15 protein-coding genes are annotated in these 19,770 nt (G+C 68.7%); 4 read left to right on the top strand and 11 right to left on the bottom strand.

Annotation, left to right across the window (positions count from 1 at the left end; all coding sequences use genetic code 11):
* Window positions 1–8: 8 nt before the first annotated feature.
* A complete protein-coding gene (locus ACPUER_RS23855; RefSeq protein WP_425132295.1) occupies window positions 9–1,208 on the bottom strand; it encodes an amidohydrolase family protein in 1,200 nt (399 codons plus the stop codon).
* A gap of 536 nt (window positions 1,209–1,744) precedes the next feature.
* Here ACPUER_RS23855 and ACPUER_RS23850 point away from each other — a divergent pair.
* Both ACPUER_RS23850 and ACPUER_RS23845 read left to right on the top strand, forming a co-directional pair.
* Window positions 1,745–2,374, top strand: a complete 630-nt coding sequence (locus tag ACPUER_RS23850) for a glycine zipper 2TM domain-containing protein (RefSeq protein WP_310136752.1) — start codon at window positions 1,745–1,747, stop codon at window positions 2,372–2,374.
* Window positions 2,375–2,799: 425 nt separating this feature from the next.
* Complete coding sequence (locus tag ACPUER_RS23845) at window positions 2,800–3,309, top strand: GNAT family N-acetyltransferase (RefSeq protein ID WP_175959925.1); 510 nt, start codon at window positions 2,800–2,802, stop codon at window positions 3,307–3,309.
* A gap of 69 nt (window positions 3,310–3,378) precedes the next feature.
* Here the strand turns inward: ACPUER_RS23845 and ACPUER_RS23840 are convergent, their stop codons facing one another.
* Both ACPUER_RS23840 and ACPUER_RS23835 read right to left on the bottom strand, forming a co-directional pair.
* Complete coding sequence (locus ACPUER_RS23840; protein ID WP_425132294.1) at window positions 3,379–5,379, bottom strand: glycoside hydrolase family 28 protein; 2,001 nt, start codon at window positions 5,377–5,379, stop codon at window positions 3,379–3,381.
* A gap of 263 nt (window positions 5,380–5,642) precedes the next feature.
* Window positions 5,643–6,221, bottom strand: coding sequence for a CS1 type fimbrial major subunit (locus ACPUER_RS23835; protein WP_425132293.1), 579 nt, complete (start codon window positions 6,219–6,221; stop codon window positions 5,643–5,645).
* A gap of 508 nt (window positions 6,222–6,729) precedes the next feature.
* Between ACPUER_RS23835 and ACPUER_RS23830 the strand changes: the two genes are divergently transcribed.
* On the top strand, window positions 6,730–8,088 hold the full coding sequence (locus tag ACPUER_RS23830) for an aspartate aminotransferase family protein (protein WP_425132292.1): 1,359 nt from the start codon (window positions 6,730–6,732) through the stop codon (window positions 8,086–8,088).
* 58 nt (window positions 8,089–8,146) lie between these two features.
* Here ACPUER_RS23830 and ACPUER_RS23825 read toward each other — a convergent pair whose 3' ends face one another.
* Window positions 8,147–9,331: a M20 aminoacylase family protein gene (locus tag ACPUER_RS23825; RefSeq protein ID WP_425132291.1), complete on the bottom strand. Its 1,185-nt coding sequence runs from the start codon at window positions 9,329–9,331 to the stop codon at window positions 8,147–8,149.
* A 29-nt stretch (window positions 9,332–9,360) separates the two neighbouring features.
* Window positions 9,361–10,593 (bottom strand): diaminopropionate ammonia-lyase, encoded by a 1,233-nt coding sequence (locus tag ACPUER_RS23820; protein ID WP_425132290.1) that lies wholly within the window; start codon window positions 10,591–10,593, stop codon window positions 9,361–9,363.
* Window positions 10,594–10,773: 180 nt separating this feature from the next.
* On the opposite strand from ACPUER_RS23820, the gene ACPUER_RS23815 reads away from it, so the two are divergent.
* Window positions 10,774–11,250 carry an Lrp/AsnC family transcriptional regulator gene (locus ACPUER_RS23815; protein WP_425132289.1) on the top strand — a complete coding sequence of 159 codons (477 nt, stop codon included), beginning with the start codon at window positions 10,774–10,776 and terminating at the stop codon, window positions 11,248–11,250.
* 63 nt (window positions 11,251–11,313) lie between these two features.
* Here ACPUER_RS23815 and ACPUER_RS23810 read toward each other — a convergent pair whose 3' ends face one another.
* From ACPUER_RS23810 to ACPUER_RS23785, 6 genes are all read right to left on the bottom strand, one after another.
* The gene (locus ACPUER_RS23810; RefSeq protein WP_425132288.1) at window positions 11,314–13,035 is read right to left on the bottom strand and encodes a tannase/feruloyl esterase family alpha/beta hydrolase; all 1,722 of its coding nucleotides are present in this window, start codon (window positions 13,033–13,035) and stop codon (window positions 11,314–11,316) included.
* 28 nt (window positions 13,036–13,063) lie between these two features.
* Complete coding sequence (locus ACPUER_RS23805; protein ID WP_347063416.1) at window positions 13,064–14,203, bottom strand: porin; 1,140 nt, start codon at window positions 14,201–14,203, stop codon at window positions 13,064–13,066.
* Window positions 14,204–14,270: 67 nt separating this feature from the next.
* Window positions 14,271–15,476: a 3-(3-hydroxy-phenyl)propionate transporter MhpT gene (gene mhpT, locus ACPUER_RS23800; protein WP_425132287.1), complete on the bottom strand. Its 1,206-nt coding sequence runs from the start codon at window positions 15,474–15,476 to the stop codon at window positions 14,271–14,273.
* Window positions 15,477–15,762: 286 nt separating this feature from the next.
* On the bottom strand, window positions 15,763–16,257 hold the full coding sequence (locus ACPUER_RS23795) for a MarR family winged helix-turn-helix transcriptional regulator (RefSeq protein WP_072439955.1): 495 nt from the start codon (window positions 16,255–16,257) through the stop codon (window positions 15,763–15,765).
* 229 nt (window positions 16,258–16,486) lie between these two features.
* Window positions 16,487–18,385: a feruloyl-CoA synthase gene (locus ACPUER_RS23790; protein ID WP_425132286.1), complete on the bottom strand. Its 1,899-nt coding sequence runs from the start codon at window positions 18,383–18,385 to the stop codon at window positions 16,487–16,489.
* 88 nt (window positions 18,386–18,473) lie between these two features.
* The coding region (locus ACPUER_RS23785) for an aldehyde dehydrogenase (protein WP_425132285.1) at window positions 18,474–19,770 on the bottom strand (1,297 nt) is incomplete at its 5' end.

Genomic DNA, 19,770 nt, shown 5'->3' with positions numbered 1-19,770 from the left:
CGGGTCGGTCAGCGCGTGAAGCGCAGCGCGGGGGCGAACGGTGCGCCCGTATCGCTTTCGCCGCGGCGGAACACCCAGCGCTCGGCCGGCACGCCTGCGACGGCCGCCGCCGCATTCGGCGCACGCACCGCGACGAACGTCGCGTCGCAGCCGACCGCGATTCCGTAGTTCTCCTTGCCGATCACGCGCGCGCCGGCGTGCGTCGCCATGTCGAGCGCGATGCCGAGCGCTTCGTCGGTGTAGAAGCCCGACCGATAGCCGACCATCATCGCGCGCTGCAGCATGTCGCCGTTGCCGTACGGCCACCACGCGTCGCGGATGTTGTCGTTGCCCGCGAACACGTGCACGCCCTCGTCGCGCAACTGCCGCACCGGCGGAAACGCGCAGTCGCCCGGCGCGTTCGTCAGGATCGACACGCCGGCTTCGGCGAGGGCCGCCGCCGTGCGTTGAACATCGTCGTAGCCTACTTCGCCGAGCGCGTATGCATGACTCACGTTTACGCGCCCGCCGAGCCCCGCCGCGCGCGTGCGCGCCGCGATCCGCAGCAGTTGCGCGATGCCCGTCTCGCCCGGCTCGTGCAGGTGGATGTCGATCTTCGCGCCGCGCTTCTCGGCGATGCCGAACACGATGTCGAGCTGGCCGTCCGCGTCGCCGTCGAGCGTCGTCGGGTCGATCCCGCCGATCACGTCTGCACCTTCGCGCACGGCCGCGTCGAGGATGTCGGCGGTGCCCGGGCACGACACGACGCCGGCCTGCGGGAACGCGACGAGTTCGATGTCGACGATCCCGCGCCATTGCTCGCGCGCGGCCATCACGGCCTGCAGGTTCGACAGGCCGGTCGTCGCATCGACGTCGACGTGGCTGCGCATCGCGACCGTGCCGAACGCGGCGGCCTGCGCGATCAGCGCGTTCGCGCGCTCGACGATCGGCGGCGCGGCCGCGAGCTGGCGCTTTTCGACCGCGAGCCGCTCGCGCAGCGAGCCGACCGATTCGTGCGGCACCCAGCGATCGCCGACGAAACTCTTGTCGAGGTGGATGTGGCCATCGACGAAGCCGGGCAGCACGACGCGGCCGTCGAGGTCGATCGTCTGTGCGCCGGGCGCGGGCGCGCAATCGGTACCGATTGCGGTGAAGCGGCCGTCGCGGACGACGAGGTTGATGGGCTGTCCGCCGGCGTCGACGGCGTTGATGAAGATACGATCGGTCATGGCTCGGAGTCTGTGGGGCGGTCGCTGCGCGACACCGGCGCGGACAGGGGAAGGCACCGCAGCCAGCGCGGCGCGACCGTTGGCAGGGAATCCGGTCACGATATCGGACGCCACCGCCCGGGGCCAATTAAATGTCGCGATGCCGCGCATTCGATTTCGCGATGGGCGGCGCAGACGCCACGCCGGCAAGGTGCGGCGGCGGGGTCCGATCTCGTCGGAGACGACCTGCATTGGCCCGTCAGGCGACGTCGCGGAAGCCGAGGTTTCGGGCGCCTGCATCGAAGCGCCGACTGCGTCGAAAGACACTCCGCCGGACCGCTACCGATGCGCGCCGTCGAAGCTGCCGAACGAGCGCCGCCGCCCTTGCCGGCCATTGCGCGACCGCCCCGCGCAAGCCGCGATTTACGCGGCAACAGACTTTACACGTTGTTACCCGGCCGCACCGGACGCGCATCCGGCCATTCCTTATACTCACGCCGAGTTCGCCACCCGTCCCGGAATCCGTCGGCGAACACGTTGCCGATGCAGGAACCATCATGATGCGCATACCTTCCACGAAGACCGTTCTGTTCGCCTCGCTCGTCGCCGTGGCGGCGCTTCCGCTGACCGCCTGCGTCGCGCCCGGCTATTACGGCGCGCAGCCGGGTTATCCGCAGCAGCAATACGCAACGCCTGGCTATGCGCAGCCCGCGTATTCGCAACCCGGCTACGTGCAGCAGCAGCCGTACGACCAGTACGGCAACCAGCCGCAATACGGGTCGCAGCCGTATGATCAATACGGCAATCAGCAGCAATACGGCAATCAGTATGGCAACGGCTACGGCACGCAGTACGGCACGGTCGCGAACATCCGGCCGGTCAGCGGCTCGGTCGGCCCGTCGGGCGTCGCCGGCACCGTCGTCGGCGCGCTGATCGGCGGCGTGCTCGGCAACCAGGTCGGCCGCGGTCACGGCCGCGAGGCGGCCACCGTGATCGGCGCGCTCGGCGGCGCGGTCGCGGGCAACCAGATCGGCCAGCAGATGGGCGCGGCGCAACCGCCGAGCAGCTACCGGATCGACGTGCAGGTCAGCGACGGCTCGACGCGCTCGTTCGACGTGCAGTCGCCGGGCAACCTGCGGCCGGGCGATCGCGTGCAGATCAACGGCAATCAGTTGTCGCGGTATTGATGCCGATTCGGTGCGCCTGACCTGAGCGGGCGCATCCGGTGCGCTCGATGTCGTGTGCCGGTGCGGCGCGACGGCGCGCCTGTTTTACGTCATCCTCATCCTTCTCGTGTCGACGCGGCGCGCATGACGCGCCGCCGGTACTTTCGCAGTCCGTCCACATTCGCGTCCGCCTCCGGGGCACGTCGCACGGCAGTTTCACCGCTCGCCGGCACGGTTCAATCGCGTCGCAATCACATGCGCTCCGCACCGAACGCGATGCGCGTTAACCGCGCGACGCGATCTGGAGACCAAGGCGCGGCCGGGATGCACGACGCATCGAACGCCGCCACACGTCATCCGGATTCCGATTAGCATAGGCACGATGCATCGCGCGGCCGCGGCAACCCGCGCCGGCATGCACAGCCCCCGCCACCGGAATCCTCTCGATGACGATCACGACCCGCCTGCTCGACGCGGCCGATGCCGCCCGTTTCCAGACCCTTCGCCTGCGCGCGGTCGACACCGCGCCTACGTCTTTCCTGCCCACGCTCGACGAAGAATCGCAAGTGCCGGTCGGCGAATTCGCAGCGCGCATCACGCCGACGCACGCGCAGGCCGTGTTCGGCGCGTTCGACGGCGACACGCTCGTCGGCATCACGGGCGTGCGCCGCGATGCGCGCGCGAAGGTCGCGCACAAGGCAACGATCTGGGGCGTGTTCGTCGATCCCGCGTATCGCGGGCGCGGCATCGCGCAAGCGCTGCTCGAAAGCGCGACCGCGCATGCGGCGCAAGCGTGGCAGTGCAAGCAGCTGATGCTGTGCGTGAACGAGGTCAACGGCACCGCGGAGCGGTTGTATGCGTCGCATGGGTTCGTCCGGTTCGGAACGGAACCGCGTTCGCTGTTCGTCGACGGGCGGTTCTACGACGAGCATCACATGGTCAAGACGCTGGCTTGACGCGTTCAATCAAGCTTGCGTTCGCGTGCATCGACCGCCGCACGCGAACGCCCTTCACTTCACCTCACGTCACCGCTTGTCGGTAATCGTCGTGTTGACGATCTGCCCGGCGATCGTCACGTCCGTCAGCGTCAGCGCGCTCACGTTGAACGCATAGATCGGCCCGGGCGACGTGACCGTCGGCGTGCCCGACGCGACCGGCGTGCCGAAGTCGCAATTGCTGATCGTCACGCCGGAGATCGGCTGCACGGCCGGCGCGGGCGGCGTGCCGTTGTAGTCGAACGCAACGGGCCCCTGCGCGACGATCGCCTGGAAACACGACGCGGTCACGCCGTTCAGCGTCACGTTGCTCGCCTTCACGTCCGAGATCGTCACGTTCTGCACGACCGGCGCGCGCGTGCGCACCGCATCGTTCGCGGGCTGGTAATCGCAATCGAACGTGACGATGCCGCCCTGCGCGGCCGACGGGTTGCCGGCCGACGGCGTGACGACGCCGAGCGGCACGCTCGCGTTGACCGGGCTGCCCGCGAGCAGTGCGCTGCCGTAGCCGCCGCCCTTCAGCGTCACGCCGTTCGGCAGCGTGACGCCCTTCACGTGGAAGTCCTTCACGTAGCCGCCGCGATTCATGTTGGTCTTCACGCGAATCGCGATGTTCAGCGGGTTGATCTGCCAGTTCGCGTTCAGCATCGACAGGTTGGTCGCATAGATCTGCTCGACGCCGCCGCCCATCTCGCTGCCGAGCGTGATGCCGCCGTGCCCGCTGTTCATCGTGCAGTTGCGGATCAGGTGCCGCTTCGCGGGCCCGTATTCGGTGTCGCGATCCTTGCCGGACTTGATCGCGATGCAGTCGTCGCCGGTGTTGAACGTGCAGTCCTCGCACAGCACGTCGGCGCACGCGTCCGGATCGAAACCGTCGTTGTTCGGGCCGATGCTATTGGTCGTCACGCCGCGAATCACGACATTGCGGCTCGCGGTCGGATGGTGCTGCCAGAACGGCGTGTTCTGCGTCTGGTAGTTCGCCATCAGCACGTTCGTGCAGCCGATGAATTCGACCATGCACGGCCGCAGGTAGTGGCCGAGGCCGAAGATGCGCTTCTCGACCGGCACGCCGGCCTCGGACAGCGCCGGCAGGTAGTTCTGGTCCTGCCGCCACGGCGTGACCGGCGACGTGAGCAGCGCGTAGAGCGCGTCGGGGATCGCGGGCGCGACGATCCGCAGATCGACGTTGTTCGGATTCGCATAGGCCTGGCTCGGCACCGACGCGCCTGCACCGTACGCGCCCGACGAGCCCTTGTAGGTCCACCAGCAGACGCTGCCGGCCCTGCTGCCGGAGAACGGCGTCATCGCCTGCCCGTTGAGCACCGACGTCGGGCCTTCGCCCGTCAGCGCGATGTTCGTCGCGTTGCGCGCGTAGACGGGCGCGCCGTAGTTCAGGCAATCGTTCGCCTGCCAGCGGCTGTAGTACAGCCGGCCGTTCGCGCCGCAATCGACCGGGCCGTCCTTCGCGTAGTCGGCCGGGTTCGGGCTGAAGTAGATCGTGCAGTTCGCGCTCAGGTGGAACGTGACGTTGCTCTGCAGCACGATCGGCCCCGCGCAGTACCAGTTGCCGGACGGCACGACCACGCGCCCGCCGCCTTCGCGACGGCACGCGTCAATCGCCGCGAGAAACGCCGGGCGCGAATCGAACGCGCCGGGCGCGGTCGTCAGTTCGGAACCCGGGCTCACCGGCGATTTCGCGACGTTCGTGTACGGCGACGTTTGCGCGACCGTCGCACACGGGCGCGCGCCGTAGTGCGTCACGTCGAAGTCGCGCCCGCGCAGCGCGAGCCGCGACACGTGCGCGAGCGACGCGGCGATGCGCGCCGCCGCGCCATGCTCGCCCCAGACGAGGTCGACCGCCGACACAGTGGGCATGTGGCCTCCCGCAAACGCCCGGGTCGCCGCGAGCGGTCCGCCGAGCACGGCGCCGCCGGCGAGCGCGCCGCTCCAGCCGATGAATGCGCGGCGCGACACCGGCCTCGACGACGGCGATCGGGCAGACGAAGACGAACGGCGGCTGTTTGCGGCCATGGGCACTCCTCCAGTGTATGGGGGTATCGACGCGCCGGACGGCGGATCGCTATTTATACGTCGTCGTACTACAACGCGCAGTCTAAATGCGATCGAAGCCGCACACGTATCTGTCGTTTACCCTGTTTTTACCGAGCCAATGCCCTTGATGTGTGCGCCCACTCACATCAGAGAATGCGTCGCTAGAGATCTGTTGTCGTATGTTTATGCGCAAAAACTTCAACTGAAACGCCCCGGCCGACGACGGCCGCCGGGGCAACGACCTACTCGCCAGTCGCCGCTACCACACCAGTTGCCGGCTCACGCCCGGCCGAAGCGGCCGGTTCGAACATCAGCACCAGATCGCCGTGGTAACTCCCGCTGGTCGCGGCTGCCCCACTGACGGCCGGCACATGGGCGCTGACTTTCAGGTTGCGCGTTTCGTCGTAGCCGTCAAAGCCGTCGTGACCGGGCTTGACCAGCGTGAGCGTGCGAGCCGCGCCGGACGCGATTTCCGCATCGCCTGCCTTGCCCGTCAGCACGACCTTCGCGTTGACCATCTCGTCGCGACCGTTCGACAGCCGCAGCGGCTGCAGCAGCGTGACGTTGATATCGGGGTTCGTCGTACGCACGCGGATCGGCAGCGTCGTGGCGAAGTTCTGCCGCGCACGGTCCGTCGCGTTCAGTTCGACCACGTCGTACCACGCGGAATTGTCCGGCTTCGACACGAACAGGCTGTCGCCGATATGCGCCGTCAGCGTGATCTTCTTGACGACCGCTTGCGGCGACGCCGGGCCTGCGTGAGCAATGCCGGTCAATGCGCCGCACGCAGCGAGTGCGGCAAGATGTTTTCCGATCTTCATTGTGTTGCTCCGCATTCTGGATGATTGAAATCCGATCGCCGAAAAACCGGCCTGCTTCGAGCTCACGATCCCGCCATTGCAGGAAAATCCGATATTCGCTTATCTCGAAATTAACAAGCAAATCCCCGCGGAATTCGAAATGCCCAGCCGCATGCGCGACCGATCGAGTCGACCGGATGCATTCTCAACCGCGTATCAGATTCCCCCGTCAGCCAGCAACGACCGACTCTGACGAACACCTCGCGCCACGGCGTGCAATAACGATAGGCCACGAAAGTCCGGATAAATATCCATGGAAACCTTCACGGTTCTTTTCAACTTCCATTCACCAGCGCCATCTCCAAATCAAATAACACTCGTGCGCAAAACGCCTGCTTTCAGGCGCGGCAATGTCATCGTCAGTCGCAACGGATAGTCGCGCTTCCGTTCGCCTCGGTAATTCCGCCCCTGTTCAGCCCCCCGCCGCCCGCGCTATCGTTTCCTCATCTTCACTGCCCCGGAGCCCCACTTGCCTTCCCGCCACGGAGTCGACCTCATCCACGCCCGCGCGCTGTTCGATCGCGAGCGCCGTGCGTTCACCGAAGCCATGCCGGCGTCCCGCGCACTGTCCGCGGAAGCGTCCGAGCACCTGCTGTTCGGTGTGCCGTTGCACTGGATGCAGGACTGGTCGACGCCGTTCTCGCTGTACGTGAAGGAAGCGCGCGGCGCGACCTTCACCGACGTCGACGGCCATCGCTATGTGGATTTCTGCCTCGGCGATACAGGCGCGATGTTCGGCCATGCGCCCGAACCCGTCGCACGCGCGCTCGTCGAGCAGGCCACGCGCGGCTACACGACGATGCTGCCGAGCGAGGACGCCGTGTGGGTCGCGCGCGAGCTCGCGCGCCGCTTCCGGCTGCCGGTCTGGCAGTTCGCGCTGAGCGCGAGCGACGCGAACCGCTTCGTGCTGCGCTGGGCGCGCGCGGCCACCGGCCGCAACACGATCGTCGTGTTCAACGGCTGTTATCACGGCACGGTCGACGATGTGTTCGTCGATCTCGTCGACGGCCGCCCCGTGCAGCGCGACAGCCTGCTCGGGCAGTCGTACGACCTGCTCGCGAACACGCGCGTCGTCGAATTCAACGATCTGGACGCGCTCGAAGCGGCGCTGAAGGACGGCGACGTCGCATGCGTGCTCGCCGAGCCCGCGATGACGAACATCGGCATGGTGCTGCCCGATCCGGGCTTCTGGGATGCGGCGCGCGAACTGACGCGCCGCTACGGCACGCTGCTCGTGATCGACGAGACGCACACGATCAGCAGCGGCCCGGGCGGCTACGCGGTCGCGCACGATCTCGAACCGGACATGCTGGTGGTCGGCAAGCCGATCGCGGGCGGCGTGCCGTGCGCGGTGTACGGTTTCAGCGCCGAATTCGCGGAACGCGCGAAGCAGGCGAAGCTGAACGCGCCGCCCGGCCATTCGGGCATCGGCACGACGCTCAGCGCGAACATGCTCGCGATGCATGCGATGCGCGCGACGCTGGCCGAAGTCGCGACCGACGCCGCGTATGCGCACATGTTCGAACTCGCCGCGCGGCTGGCCGCCGGGCTCGAACAGGCGATCGCGAAACACGGGCTGCCGTGGTGCGTGACGCGCATCGGCGCACGCACCGAATTCCAGTTCGCACCCGAGCCGCCGCGCAACGGCACGCTTGCCGGTGCGCAACTCGACAGCGAACTCGAACACATCGTGCACCTGTACCTGCTGAATCGCGGCGTGCTGATCACGCCGTTCCACAACATGATGCTCGTGTGCCCGCAGACGACGCGCGACGATGTCGACAAACTCGTCGCGCAGTTCGACGCGTGCCTGGGCGAACTGGTGTGATGGGCTGACGCGCGGTGCGGCGCAGCGGCCACGGCCGGCGCACCCACCGCGCCGTGCGCTACGCAGCCCGCAACGCGCGCCGCGCCACCTCCGCGAAATAACGCGCGCCGACCGGCAGGATCTCGTCGTTGAAATCGTACGTCGCGTTATGCAGCGGCACGCCGCCTCGATCGGCCGCGTCGCCGTTGCCGATGAACACGAAGTTGCCGGGCACGGCCTGCAGGAACGCGCCGAAATCCTCGGAGATCATCATCGGCTGCACGTCGGCGTTCACCGCGCCGGCGCCTGCGATATGCGCGGCGGCCTGCACGGCCGTGTCGACCCACTCCGGGGAATTCACCGTCGGCGCGAACTCGTGCGTGTAGTCGAACGTGCAGGTCGCGCCGTGCGTGCGGCAGATCCCTTCGCTGATCTCTCGCATCCGCGTTTCGAGCAGCGCCTGCACATCGCGCGAATAGCTGCGCGTGTCGCCCTTGATCGTCACGGTCGACGGCAGCACGTTGCGCAGCCCGTCGGTGATGAACTCCGTGCACGAAATCACGGCCTGCTGGCCCGGATCGAGATTGCGCGACACGATCGTCTGCAGCGCGAGCACGATCTGCGCGCCGATCACGATCGGATCGATGCCCATGTGCGGGCGCGCCGCATGCGTGCCGCGCCCGTCGATCCGGATCATGAAATTATCCTCGCTCGCCATGATGCCGCCCGAGCGCGTCGAGAACGTGCCCGCGCGCATGCCCGGCATGTTGTGCGCGCCGAAGATCGCGTCGACCGGAAAGCGCTCGAACAGTCCGTCGGCCATCATCGCCTTCGCGCCGCGGCCATGCTCCTCGGCCGGCTGGAAGATGAAGCGCACCGTGCCGTCGAAGTCCTTCCGCTCGGCCAGCAACTGCGCGGCGCCGAGCACCATCGACATGTGGCCGTCGTGCCCGCACGCATGCATCTTGCCGGGCGTGCGCGACGCATGTTCGCGGCCCGGCGCGTGCTCGGCGATGTTCAGCGCGTCCATGTCCGCGCGGATGCCGATCGCGCGGGTGCCGGTGCCGACCGTCAGGTTCGCGACGAGCCCCGTGCCGCCGATGCCGCGATGCACGTCGAGCCCGAGCGTCGTCAGGATGCGCGCGACGTAGTCGGACGTGTTCACCTCTTCGAAACCCGTCTCCGGATGCTGGTGCAGATGCCGGCGCCAGGTCTTCAGTTGCCCCTGCAGCGTGCTTTCTTCGATTGCGTCGATTGCGTCCATTGCGCTTGCCTCGTCGGTCGTTTGGTCGTTCAGGCCGCTACCGCCGCGCGGTTCAGCCAGTCGCGCTGCCGCGCGAGCACGGCGTCGGCCGTGTCGCCGACGCAGCGCCGGTACACGGACGGCGCCGTCGCGCCTTCCGTATTGATCGCCAGCACGCGCGAGCTTGCGTCGAGCCCCGCCTGCCGCGCGAGCGCAGGGTCGCGCATCAGCGCTTCCAGCCCCGCAATGCCGGCCGCGCCCGATTCGCCGGCGACGAGCGGCACGTCGCGTTCGCTGCCGGCCGCGAGGCCGCGCATCGCGCGCACGGCATCTTCATCGTCGATCAGCATGAAATGGTCGATGCACAGCTCGAGGAAATCCCATGCGAGCGGCGACGCCTCGCCGCACGCGAGCCCGGCCATCACCGAATCGACGCTGCCGGCCGCCTTCGCCGCGCGCCCCGCGAGCGCGCTCTGGTACAGGCAGTCGGCCTGGCGCGGCTCGACGACGATGAAATGCGGCCGCCGCGCGCCATCGCGCTCCCACAGGTAGCTCGCCACGCCCGCGGCAAGGCCGCCCACACCGCCCTGCAGCAACACGTGCGTGAACGGCCTTCCGTCGTGTTGCGCCGCCTGCGCGCCGGCCTCGGCGGCGATCACGCCGTAACCCTGCATCACGTCGCGGGGAATCGCTTCGTAGCCGTCGTACGACGTATCCGACACGACATACCAGCCGTTCGCCTGCGCAAGCTGCGCCGCGCATACGACCGACTCGTCGTAGTTCCCCGCGATGCGCACGATCCGCGCGCCGTATGCCGAGATCGCGCGTTCGCGCTCGGCGTCGACATTCGCGTGCAGCACGATCACGCAGCCGCAGCCGATCGCGCGCGCGGCGGCGGCCAGCGCACGGCCGTGATTGCCGTCGGTCGCGCTGATCACCGTCAGGTCGGCCAGCTGCGCTGCGTAGCGGCCGGTGATCAGCCCTTGCGGATCGAGATCGTGGGTGCGCCGCAGGCGCCTCACGAGCCGCACCAGCGCGATCGGCGCGCCGAGCGCCTTGAAGCTGCCGAGCGGCGAGCGGCACGACTCGTCCTTCACGCTGACGCTCGCGACGCCGAGCCGCGCGGCAAGGTCCGGCAACGCGCGCAGCGGCGTACGCGCGTTGCCGACGAGCGGCCAGTGCGACAGCCACGCGCCGCTTTCGTCGGCCGACGCGATGTTCATCACGCGGCGCAGCGCGTCGGGATAGGCGGCGCGCGATGCGCGGGGGTTGGCGATCAGCATGGCGAAAGGCTCTGGAGCAGGACCGCGCCGGCGGTCCGTCGGGTGGTTCGGATCGGGCAAGCGCGGGTTGCGTTCGCCGTCGGTCCGAAAAATAATATTGCGCATGCCGGTCAATAAAATCGCCGAATTGGCCGCCTGAACGCAAAAATTTCTCATTCTTTCGAGGTTTCACGCACCATCATGACGACCCCACTCGATGCGTTCGATCGCAAGCTGCTGATGGAAATCCAGCGCGACGCGCAGACGCCGCAAAGCGAACTCGGCGCACGCGTGAATCTGTCGACGGCGGCGGTGAACCGGCGTTTGAAGCGTCTCGCGGAAGACGGCGTGATCGCGCGCTATACGGCCGTCGTCGCGCCGGAGAAGGTCGATCATCCGCTGACGATCGTCGTGAACGTCGAGGTCGAAAGCGAGCAGATCGACCTGCTCGACGCGATGAAGCGGACCTTCGAGCGCTGCCCGCAGATCCAGCAGTGCTACTACGTGACGGGGGAATGGGATTTCGTGCTGATCCTCGCCGTGCGCAACATGGATCAGTACAACGCGCTCACGCGCGAGCTGTTCTTCGCGAACAACAACGTGAAGCGGTTCAAGACGCTGGTGAGCATGAGCCGCGTGAAGGTGGGGTTGGAGGTGCCGGTCGAACCCGGCGAATGAGTACGCTAACGAAACGGCCGGCGCGCGACTGCATGCGCCGGCCGCACCCCATCCACGGCTACGTCAACGGCAACTGAAGCTCGCCGCCGAATTCACGTCACCCGAGCCGTTGTAGCGCGCCACCTGCGGATATGCGCACAGCGGCCGCGTGCGTCCCGCGCCCCACGACGCGGGCACATCCGCATTCGGCACCGCGTTCGTCGCATCGCGCGCGGCAGCCACGATCGCGGCCGGCGCCTGCCCCTGCTCGACCCACGCGACGAGCGGCGTCAGCATGTCGAACTGGTCGGCCGCCGGCCCGCCTGCACAGTGGTTCATCCCGGGCACCGGATAGTAGCGCGCGAAGCTCGACGCATCGCCGCCGTTCGCCTGCGCGACCCGCTGGTACCAGTCGCTCGTGTCGTTGGACGAGAACACCGGGTCGCCCGTGCCGTGATAGACGAGCAGCTTCGCGCCGCGCGACTTCAGCGCGGACAGGTTCGTCTCGTCGGGCGGCGTCATGAACGACCACGCGGATTGCGCGTACACGCCGCTGGTCGCGAAGATCGCCGGCGCGTCGTTGTCCATGTCGAAGCCGAGCGCGAAACCGGGCAGGTTCGCAAGCGTCGCGGCGCTTTTCGGCGGCGACATGAACGTGAACGCCATCGCGACCGGATCGAGCGTGATGGAATTTGATTGCTTCCACGCGGCCCAGCCGCCGCCGGCCACGCCCGGGTCGTACGGAAAGCTCACATAGAGCGCCGTGCCCGCGCTGTTGCGCGCACCCGCGAATACGTTCTCGAGCGCGGTTTTCTGTGCGGTCGTCAGGCATGCGCCGGTGCGCGTGCCGTTCGCGCAGGTCGGGACATCCGTCTCGACGCTGAAGTGCGCCTGGCACGCGGCGACGTCCTGCACCATCCCGTCGGCCGCGCCGTCGAGCGCATCGCATTTGTCAAGGATCTTCGCGCCGACGAACCGGCGCTCCGTGTCGGTGAAGCCGCTGCGGATATCCGGCAGCCCGTTCGATCCGGTCGCCGACGCGATCTTCGCGAACTGCTGCGCGCCGTACATCTCGCCGATCGCCGCCTTCGGCAGATGAAAGCCCGGATCGCCCGCGATGATGCCGTCGTAGTCGCCCGGGTTGCGCACCGCCGTGACCATCGCGTGACGGCCGCCGTTCGAGCAGCCGCCGAAGTAGCTGCGGTCGGGCGCCTTCCCGTAGGCGAGACGGATCACCTGCTTGGCCATCGGCGTCAGCGCATCGACGGCGCCATAGCCGTAGTCGATCCGCGCCTGCGGATCGAGGCCGAACAGCGGATTCTGCGCGCCGCTGTGCCCGGAATCCGAGCTGATCACCGCGAAACCCTGGTTCAGCGCATCGGTCAGCGGCCCGCCGCCGCCGATCTCGCCGGTCGCGGTCACGACGTTGCCGTCGAGGCCGCCATTCGCCTGGTAGAAGAAGCGGCCGTTCCACGCCTTCGGCAAGCGCATCTCGAAGCCGATCGCATAGGTGTTGCCGTCGACCGTGCTCACGCGCTCGTTCATCTTGCCTTCGATCACGCAGTGCTCGGCGATCGGCTTGCCGGCCACCGTCAGCGCGCCGGCAGCCGCGGTCGCAACCGACGTGAACGACGTGTTCGCATACGCGAGCTTCGCGGCGAGCGCGTCGCAGGTCTGCGCCATCGCGGCCGGCGTCGCGGCGCTCAGGTGCGTGGGCGCGGAGCTGACCGAATCGTCGCCGCCGCAACCGGCAAGCATCGCCGCGGACAGCGGTGCAATGCAGAGGAATGCAGATTTTCTGTTCAAGATATCTCCCGTTCGTCAGGCTGACTGATCAGAACATGTGCTTGACGCCGACCATCGCGCCGAGTTGCCCCATCCCCGCGCCGGGCGTCGTGCCGGGGCCGCCGCCGCTGACCGCGTAGCGCGCGTGCGCGCTGTTCCACAGATACGAGGATTGCGCGTAGACCGACGTGCGCTTCGTCAGCAGGTAGGTCGCGCGCAGCGTCGCCATCGTCGCGCGCGTGTCGTGCGCGCTGTTGACGATCCGGTAGCCTTCGCCGTCGACGATGAAGTCCGGCTTGACCGCATACGACGCACCGACGAAGAACAGGTCGGAATGCGCGCCGGGCGCGGCCGGCGAACCGGTCGACACGCGCCGCCCGATCCAGCCCGCGCCGATCCGCGCGCCCGCCGCCTGCGCATACGCGCTCACGTGCACGCGCGCGTCCTTGCCCGCGCTGCTCGTGAAGGCGACCGGCGCGACGCCGTCGAAGAAGTTCGCGGCCGCGCCGGTGCCGCCGCGCTGCTCCTCGTACGACGCCGCCGCGCCGAAATACGCGCTGTCGTACTTGAGCATCGCCGACCAGTTGCGGCACTCGACCGCGTGGCCCGGCACCTGCCCCGCGCACGTGCCCTGCCCCGGCGAGTTGCCGGTGCCGGCGCCGTCGCGGCCGAACGAATAGGCGGCGCCGAGCGTCACGCCGCGATACGTGCCGATGTAGGTCACCGCGTTGTCGGCGCGGCCGTTCGGCACGTACGCGTCGAACGAGCCGAGCCCGTAGATGTCGGGACCAATGATGTCCGCGCCCTGCAGCGCGAGGTAGGTCATCGTGTACTGGCGGCCGAACGCGAGCGTGCCGAAACCGCCCTTCAGCCCGACGAATGCCTGCCGCCCGAACAACCGCCCGCCTTGGCCGAGATCGCCGCCGCGCACGTTGAAGCCGCTTTCGAGCACGAACACGGCCTGGTAGCCGCCGCCGAGATCCTCGCTGCCGCGCAGGCCCCAGCGCGACGGCATCTCGCCGGTCACGCCCGGCATCCGCACCACGTGATCGCCGGCCGCGTTCGCGTGCGACACGTATTCGACGCCGGTGTCGATGATCCCGTACAGCGTCACGCTCGATTGCGCGTGCGCGCTCGTCGCGGCCAGCGCGCATGCGCCGGCTGCCAGCAAGGCTTTGGTGTGCTTCATGGTTAGTGTCTCCAGACCTGCGTCGATATCGCGCTCTGCCGGCGCTCGTGGGTGAAAGTAAACAAACTCAGTCGTGTGCCTGCGGCCTGCGGATCAGCACCAGCGCCGCGACGGCGGCGACCAGCGTGACGGGGATGCTCGCGCCGATCACGACCGACGCGCTGCGGCCCATCGCGAGCAGCTCGGCCGCCGCGAGCGGGCCGACCACGGAGCCGAGCCGGCCCACCGCGACCGCGGAGCCGACGCCGGTGCCGCGCATCGCGGTCGGGTAGTACATCGCGGCCAGCGCATACAGCACCGACTGGCCGCCGACGACGAACATCCCGGCCGCGAACGCCGCGGCGGACAGCCATACGAGCCCGGGCGCGATCGCGAGCGCGGCAAGCGACAGCACGATCCCCGCGTACATGCCGCCGACGACCCGCGACGGCCGCATCCGGTCCATCGACATGCCGATGCCGAGCACGCCGAGGCCGCTGCCGATGTTGAAGAAGATCTGCACGATCCCGGCCTGGCTGCGCGCGAGCCCCTTCGCCGCCATCAGCGACGGCAGCCAGTTCAGCAGGAAATACAGCACGATCAGCGTGCAGAAATAGCTGAGCCAGAGCGCGAGCGTGGTGCCCGTGCGAGCGCCGCCGAACAACGTGTGCGCGACGCTCGGGCGCGCGGCGCCCGATGCGCTGACGTCGAGGAACGCACGCGATTCCGGCAGCAGCGCGAACAGCAGCGGAGCGAGCAGCAGCGGCCCGATGCCGCCGACGTAGAAGATGTGCCGCCATTCGGTGTCGCCGGCCAGCAGCACGCCGATCAACGACGCGATCACGCCGCCGAACGGAATGCCGCAGTACATCACGGCGACCGCGCTGCTGCGCGAGCGCGCGTCGGCCGCTTCGGACGACAGCGCGATCAGGTTCGGCATCGCGCCGCCGAGGCCGAGGCCGGTCAGCGCACGCACGACGACCAGCATCGCGAAACTCGACACGTGCGCGGTCGCGATCGACAGCAGCCCGAACAGGCAGACCGACGCGATCAGCACGTGCTTGCGGCCGATCCGGTCGGCGAGCCACCCGCCGAGCATCGCGCCCGGCAGCAGGCCGAACGTGCCGGCGCTGAACGCGAGCCCCATCTGCGAAACCGTGAGCCCGAACTCGTGAGCCATGCGCGGCGCGGCGACGCCGACCGACTGCAGGTCGAGCCCCTCGAGCAGCGCGATCGCGAAACACAGACCGAGCGTCGTCGCGACGGCCGGCCTCTCGGCAACGGAAGTGTCCATGTCGTCTCCAAACCTTGTACTGCGCGTCATGCCGAAACGCATGCGCGGTGTCTTTGTCGTGATCGGACCATGCGTCAGACATTATCAGGTAGCCTGATTCATTGTCCGAAATAAAATCCGCGCGACCAGCCGGTCGTGCGGACCGTCATCCCATCGAAGGATGGAATGATTTAATAACAGGTAACCTGATATTTCAAGTGTGTTGCGCGCCGGTGTTAACCCGCAACGCGCGCGGAAGCCGGCCGGGCAAGGCCGGGCGGCGCGACGAATGAAACGAAAGTGTCGTTCAGTCGCGCAGGTTGCGCACGAACAGTTCGAGCGTGCGCTGGACCTGCGCGGCGTCGGCAGCGGTGAGGTCGTCGCCGAGCATCCGGCGCTCGAGCGGCCGCAGCACCCGCTCGCATTCGCGCAGGATCGCCGAACCTTCGTCGGTCAGGCGCAGCAGGATCACGCGGCCATGATTCGGATCGGCCTCGCGCGTGACGAAGCCGCGGGCCGCCATCGCGACCATCACCTCGTTCGCGGATTGCGGCGTGATGAACGAGCGCACCGCGAGTTGCGCATTGGACAGCGCGCCGCGCGCCTCGAGCACCGACAGCGCCGTGTATTGCGCGAGCGTCACGCCGAGCGGTGCGAGCGCATCGCTCATCAGGCGGCGCAGCAGCCGATCGAGATTGCCGATCAGGTAGGTCAGCCGCTGCTGGGCACGCACGGGCGGCCTGGCCTCGGTGGCACGGGCAGCGCGTTTCGCGCCGGCCGGTTTGACGGGTGTCGAACTCATGAAGGTGTCGGGAGGAAGATCGCGGGCCATCTTACCTCACGCGGCCCGCATGGCGGGCACGCTCGCATCGCCCGCATCGCGGCGTCCGGAGCACCGTATACAACACAGACCCGATTCGGCGGTTTCGATCGGGGTTTACCCGCTGATCGACCAGGAGCACGCCGCCGCGCTGCCGTGCTGACCGCGTGCCGCACCGCCGCCGCATGGCGGTGCGGCACGACGCTCGACATCAGTGCGCCGCACCGGCGACGATCACGCCCGCATCGGCCGCGTCGCGCGCATACATCGCCTCGATCAGCGCCGCGCGCTGCGTCAGCACCGCACGCTGGTTGATCGAACCCTTGTCGGTGATTTCGCCGAGATCGAGCGACGGCGGCGTATCGAGCAGACACAGCCGCGTGATGAACGTCGCGCTGCCGGTCGCGTCGCGGTTCAACCGCTGCAGCAGGTCCGCAAAAAACGCGCGCACGGCCGGCGCCTGCAGCACGGCGCGCACGTCGGCGTCCGGCCCCGCGCCCGCGAGGCGGCGGCAATCGTCGATGCGCGGAAAGATCATCGCGCCGACGTCGTCGCGGTTCATTCCGGTCACGACCGCGTCCTGCACATACGGCGCGCCGTTCGACACGATCCGCGCGCGCATCGGCCCGACGCTCACGAAGGTCCCCGACGACAGCTTGAAATCCTCGGCGATCCGGCCGTCGAACATCAGCCCGATCTCCGGACGCTGCGGGTCGACGAAGCGCACCGCATCGCCGCTGCGGTAATAGCCTTCGTCGTCGAACACCTCGCGCGCGTCGTCGCTGCCCGCGCGCCAGTAGCCGGCCATCACGTTCGGCCCGCGAAAGCGCGCCTCGAGCTTGCCGTCGACCGGCACCAGCTTCGCGTCGCAGCCGGGCGCGGGCAGGCCGATGTAGCCGGCGCCCGACATCGGCCCGGTGGTGAACATGCACGACGGTGCGGCCTCGGTCATCCCGAGGCCGGCCATGATCCGGATGCGCTCGCCGCAGTGCGCGAGCGTCACGCGTTCGAGCCGGTCCCACGCGGCCTGCGACAGCCCCGCGCCCGCGAAGAAATACATCTTCACACGCGAGAAGAAGGTCGCGCGCAGCGCCGCGTCCGTTTCGAGCGCGGTGGTCAGTTCCTCCCAGCCTTTCGGCACGTTGAAGTACACCGTCGGCGCGATCTCGCGCAGGTTGCGCAGCGTCTCGTCGAACTTGCCGGCGACCGGCTTGCCGTCGTCGATATACAGCGTGCCGCCGTTGTACAGCGCGATCCCCACGTTGTGGCTGCCGCCGAACGTGTGATTCCACGGCAGCCAGTCGACCAGCACCGGCGGCTCGATGCCGAATTGCGGAAACGTTTCGAGCAGCATCTGCTGGTTGCTGCACAGCATCCGGTGCGTGGTCGGCACCGCCTTCGGCAGCCGCGTCGAACCGGACGTGAAGAGAAACTTGGCGATCGTATCGCCTGTGATCGCATCGTGCGCGGCGTCGACGCTGCCCGGCGCGGTGTCGAGCAGCGACGCGAGGCGCGTGACGCCGCGCATCCCGTCCGCCGCCGACACGACTACTCGCTCGACGTCGGGCGGCACCGTCGCATCGAGCGCGGCGCGGAACGCATCGCCGTCGGCGGCAAACACGAGCCCCGGCGTCAGCAGCGCCAGCGCATGGCGGAGCTTGCCGTAGTCGCTCGACACGAGCGAATACGCGGGCGACAGCGGCGCATATGGAATGCCGGCCCACAGCGCGCCGAACGCGACCTGCAGGTGTTCGAGATCGTTGCCGGACAGGATCGCGACCGGCCGCTCGGCCGACAGCCCGCGATCGAGCAGCGCCTGGCCGATCGCGCGTGCGCGCTCGAGCATCTGCGCATAGCTGATGCCGATCCACGCGCCGTCGGGGCCGCGCCGCGCGACGAGCCAGCGGTCCGGGTGCGCTTGCGCGCCGCTGACGAGCCGGTCGGTCAGCCGGCGCGGATATGCGCCGAGCGCGGTCGATGCACGCAGGGTCCAGCAGCCGTCGCGTTGCGCGATGTCGGGCGGCGCCGCGCCGATCGCGACGGGGCGGTAGCCGGCGGGGGCCGGCTGCGCGGTGGCGATGCCGTGCAGTTGGGTCGGATCCGCATCCAAGGTCTGTCTCCAGTCGGTTCCGCCGGCGCGCTGGCGGCGCGCGGCGGGAACTTCATTGTGTCGTTGTCGTTGCCGCGACGCGGCCCGCTCAGATCGGGTAGTGGCGCGGCGCGGTCTGCACGGTGATCCAGCGCAGGTCGGTGAATTCGGCGATCGACGCCTTGCTGCCGAACCGGCCGTAGCCGCTCGCCTTCACGCCGCCGAACGGCATCTGCGCCTCGTCGTGCACGGTCGGGCCGTTGATATGGCAGATGCCCGACTCGATCCGTTTCGCGACCTGCATCGCGCGCGCGATGTCGCGGCTGAACACCGCGGCCGACAGCCCGTATTCGCTGTCGTTCGCGGCCGCCAGCGCCGCTTCGTCGCCATCGACGCGCTGCACGGTCACGACCGGCCCGAACGATTCGTCCGCATAGAGCTTCATGTCGCGCGTGACGCCGTCGACGATCGTCGGCTGCATCACCGCGCCGTCGACTTCGCAGCCGAGCGGCAACGCCGCGCCGTGTGCGCGCGCGTCGGCGACCAGCGCCGCGATGCGCTGCGCGGCCGACGCGCTTTCCAGCGTGCCGAGCACGACGCCCGGTGCGGCCGGGTTGCCGGCCTTCAGCGTACGCGCCTTCGCGACGAGCCGCTCGACGAACGCATCGGCGACGTTCCGGTCGACGATCACGCGCTCGGTCGACATGCAGATCTGGCCCTGGTTGAAGAATGCGCCGAACGCGACCGCGTCGACCGCCGCATCGAGATCCGCGTCGTCGAGCACGAGCACCGGCGCCTTGCCGCCGAGTTCGAGCAGCGCCGGCTTCAGGTGCTGCGCGGCGAGCGTCGCGACGATCCGGCCGACGCGCGTCGACCCGGTAAAGTTGACGCGCCGCACCGCCGGGTTCGCGATCAGCCGTTCGACGATCGCCGGTGCGTCCTGCGGCGCATGCGTGATCACGTTGACGACGCCATCACCGAGCCCCGCGTCGTGCAGCACGCTGCCGATCAGCCGGTGCACGCCCGGGCAGCCTTCGGACGCCTTCAGCACGACCGTGTTGCCGCACGCGATCGGCATCGCGAGCGCGCGGGTCGCGAGGATCACCGGCGCGTTCCACGGCGCGATGCCGAGCACGACGCCGCACGGCTGGCGCACGGCCATCGCGAGGTTGCCCGGCACGTCGGACGGAATGACCGCGCCGTCGATCTGCGTCGTCATCGCGGCGGCCTCGCGCAGCATGTTCGCCGCGAGCATCACGTTGAAGCCGTACCAGTTCGCCATCGCGCCGGTTTCCGCGCGGCCGGTCTCGATGAATTCGCCGGCGCGCGCGTCCATCCGGTCGGCCGCCGCGAGCAGCCGCCGGCGGCGCTCGGTCGGCGCGAGCGCCGCCCACGCGGGAAACGCG

Origin of the sequence: Burkholderia sp. DN3021 (genome assembly GCF_049805555.1) — a bacterium.
Taxonomy (GTDB): Bacteria; Pseudomonadota; Gammaproteobacteria; order Burkholderiales; family Burkholderiaceae; genus Burkholderia; species Burkholderia pyrrocinia_C.
This window is presented reverse-complemented; position numbering and strand designations above follow the sequence as displayed.

Coding starts and splice junctions, on each gene's coding strand:
- ACPUER_RS23805 (WP_347063416.1), bottom strand. CDS start 14,203: ATGAAGCACACCAAAGCCTTGCTGGCAGCCGGCGCATGCGCGCTGGCC.
- ACPUER_RS23815 (WP_425132289.1), top strand. CDS start 10,774: ATGACGACCCCACTCGATGCGTTCGATCGCAAGCTGCTGATGGAAATC.
- ACPUER_RS23820 (WP_425132290.1), bottom strand. CDS start 10,593: ATGCTGATCGCCAACCCCCGCGCATCGCGCGCCGCCTATCCCGACGCG.
- ACPUER_RS23845 (WP_175959925.1), top strand. CDS start 2,800: ATGACGATCACGACCCGCCTGCTCGACGCGGCCGATGCCGCCCGTTTC.
- mhpT (WP_425132287.1), bottom strand. CDS start 15,476: ATGGACACTTCCGTTGCCGAGAGGCCGGCCGTCGCGACGACGCTCGGT.
- ACPUER_RS23795 (WP_072439955.1), bottom strand. CDS start 16,257: ATGAGTTCGACACCCGTCAAACCGGCCGGCGCGAAACGCGCTGCCCGT.
- ACPUER_RS23850 (WP_310136752.1), top strand. CDS start 1,745: ATGATGCGCATACCTTCCACGAAGACCGTTCTGTTCGCCTCGCTCGTC.
- ACPUER_RS23855 (WP_425132295.1), bottom strand. CDS start 1,208: ATGACCGATCGTATCTTCATCAACGCCGTCGACGCCGGCGGACAGCCC.
- ACPUER_RS23840 (WP_425132294.1), bottom strand. CDS start 5,379: ATGGCCGCAAACAGCCGCCGTTCGTCTTCGTCTGCCCGATCGCCGTCG.
- ACPUER_RS23825 (WP_425132291.1), bottom strand. CDS start 9,331: ATGGACGCAATCGACGCAATCGAAGAAAGCACGCTGCAGGGGCAACTG.
- ACPUER_RS23835 (WP_425132293.1), bottom strand. CDS start 6,221: ATGAAGATCGGAAAACATCTTGCCGCACTCGCTGCGTGCGGCGCATTG.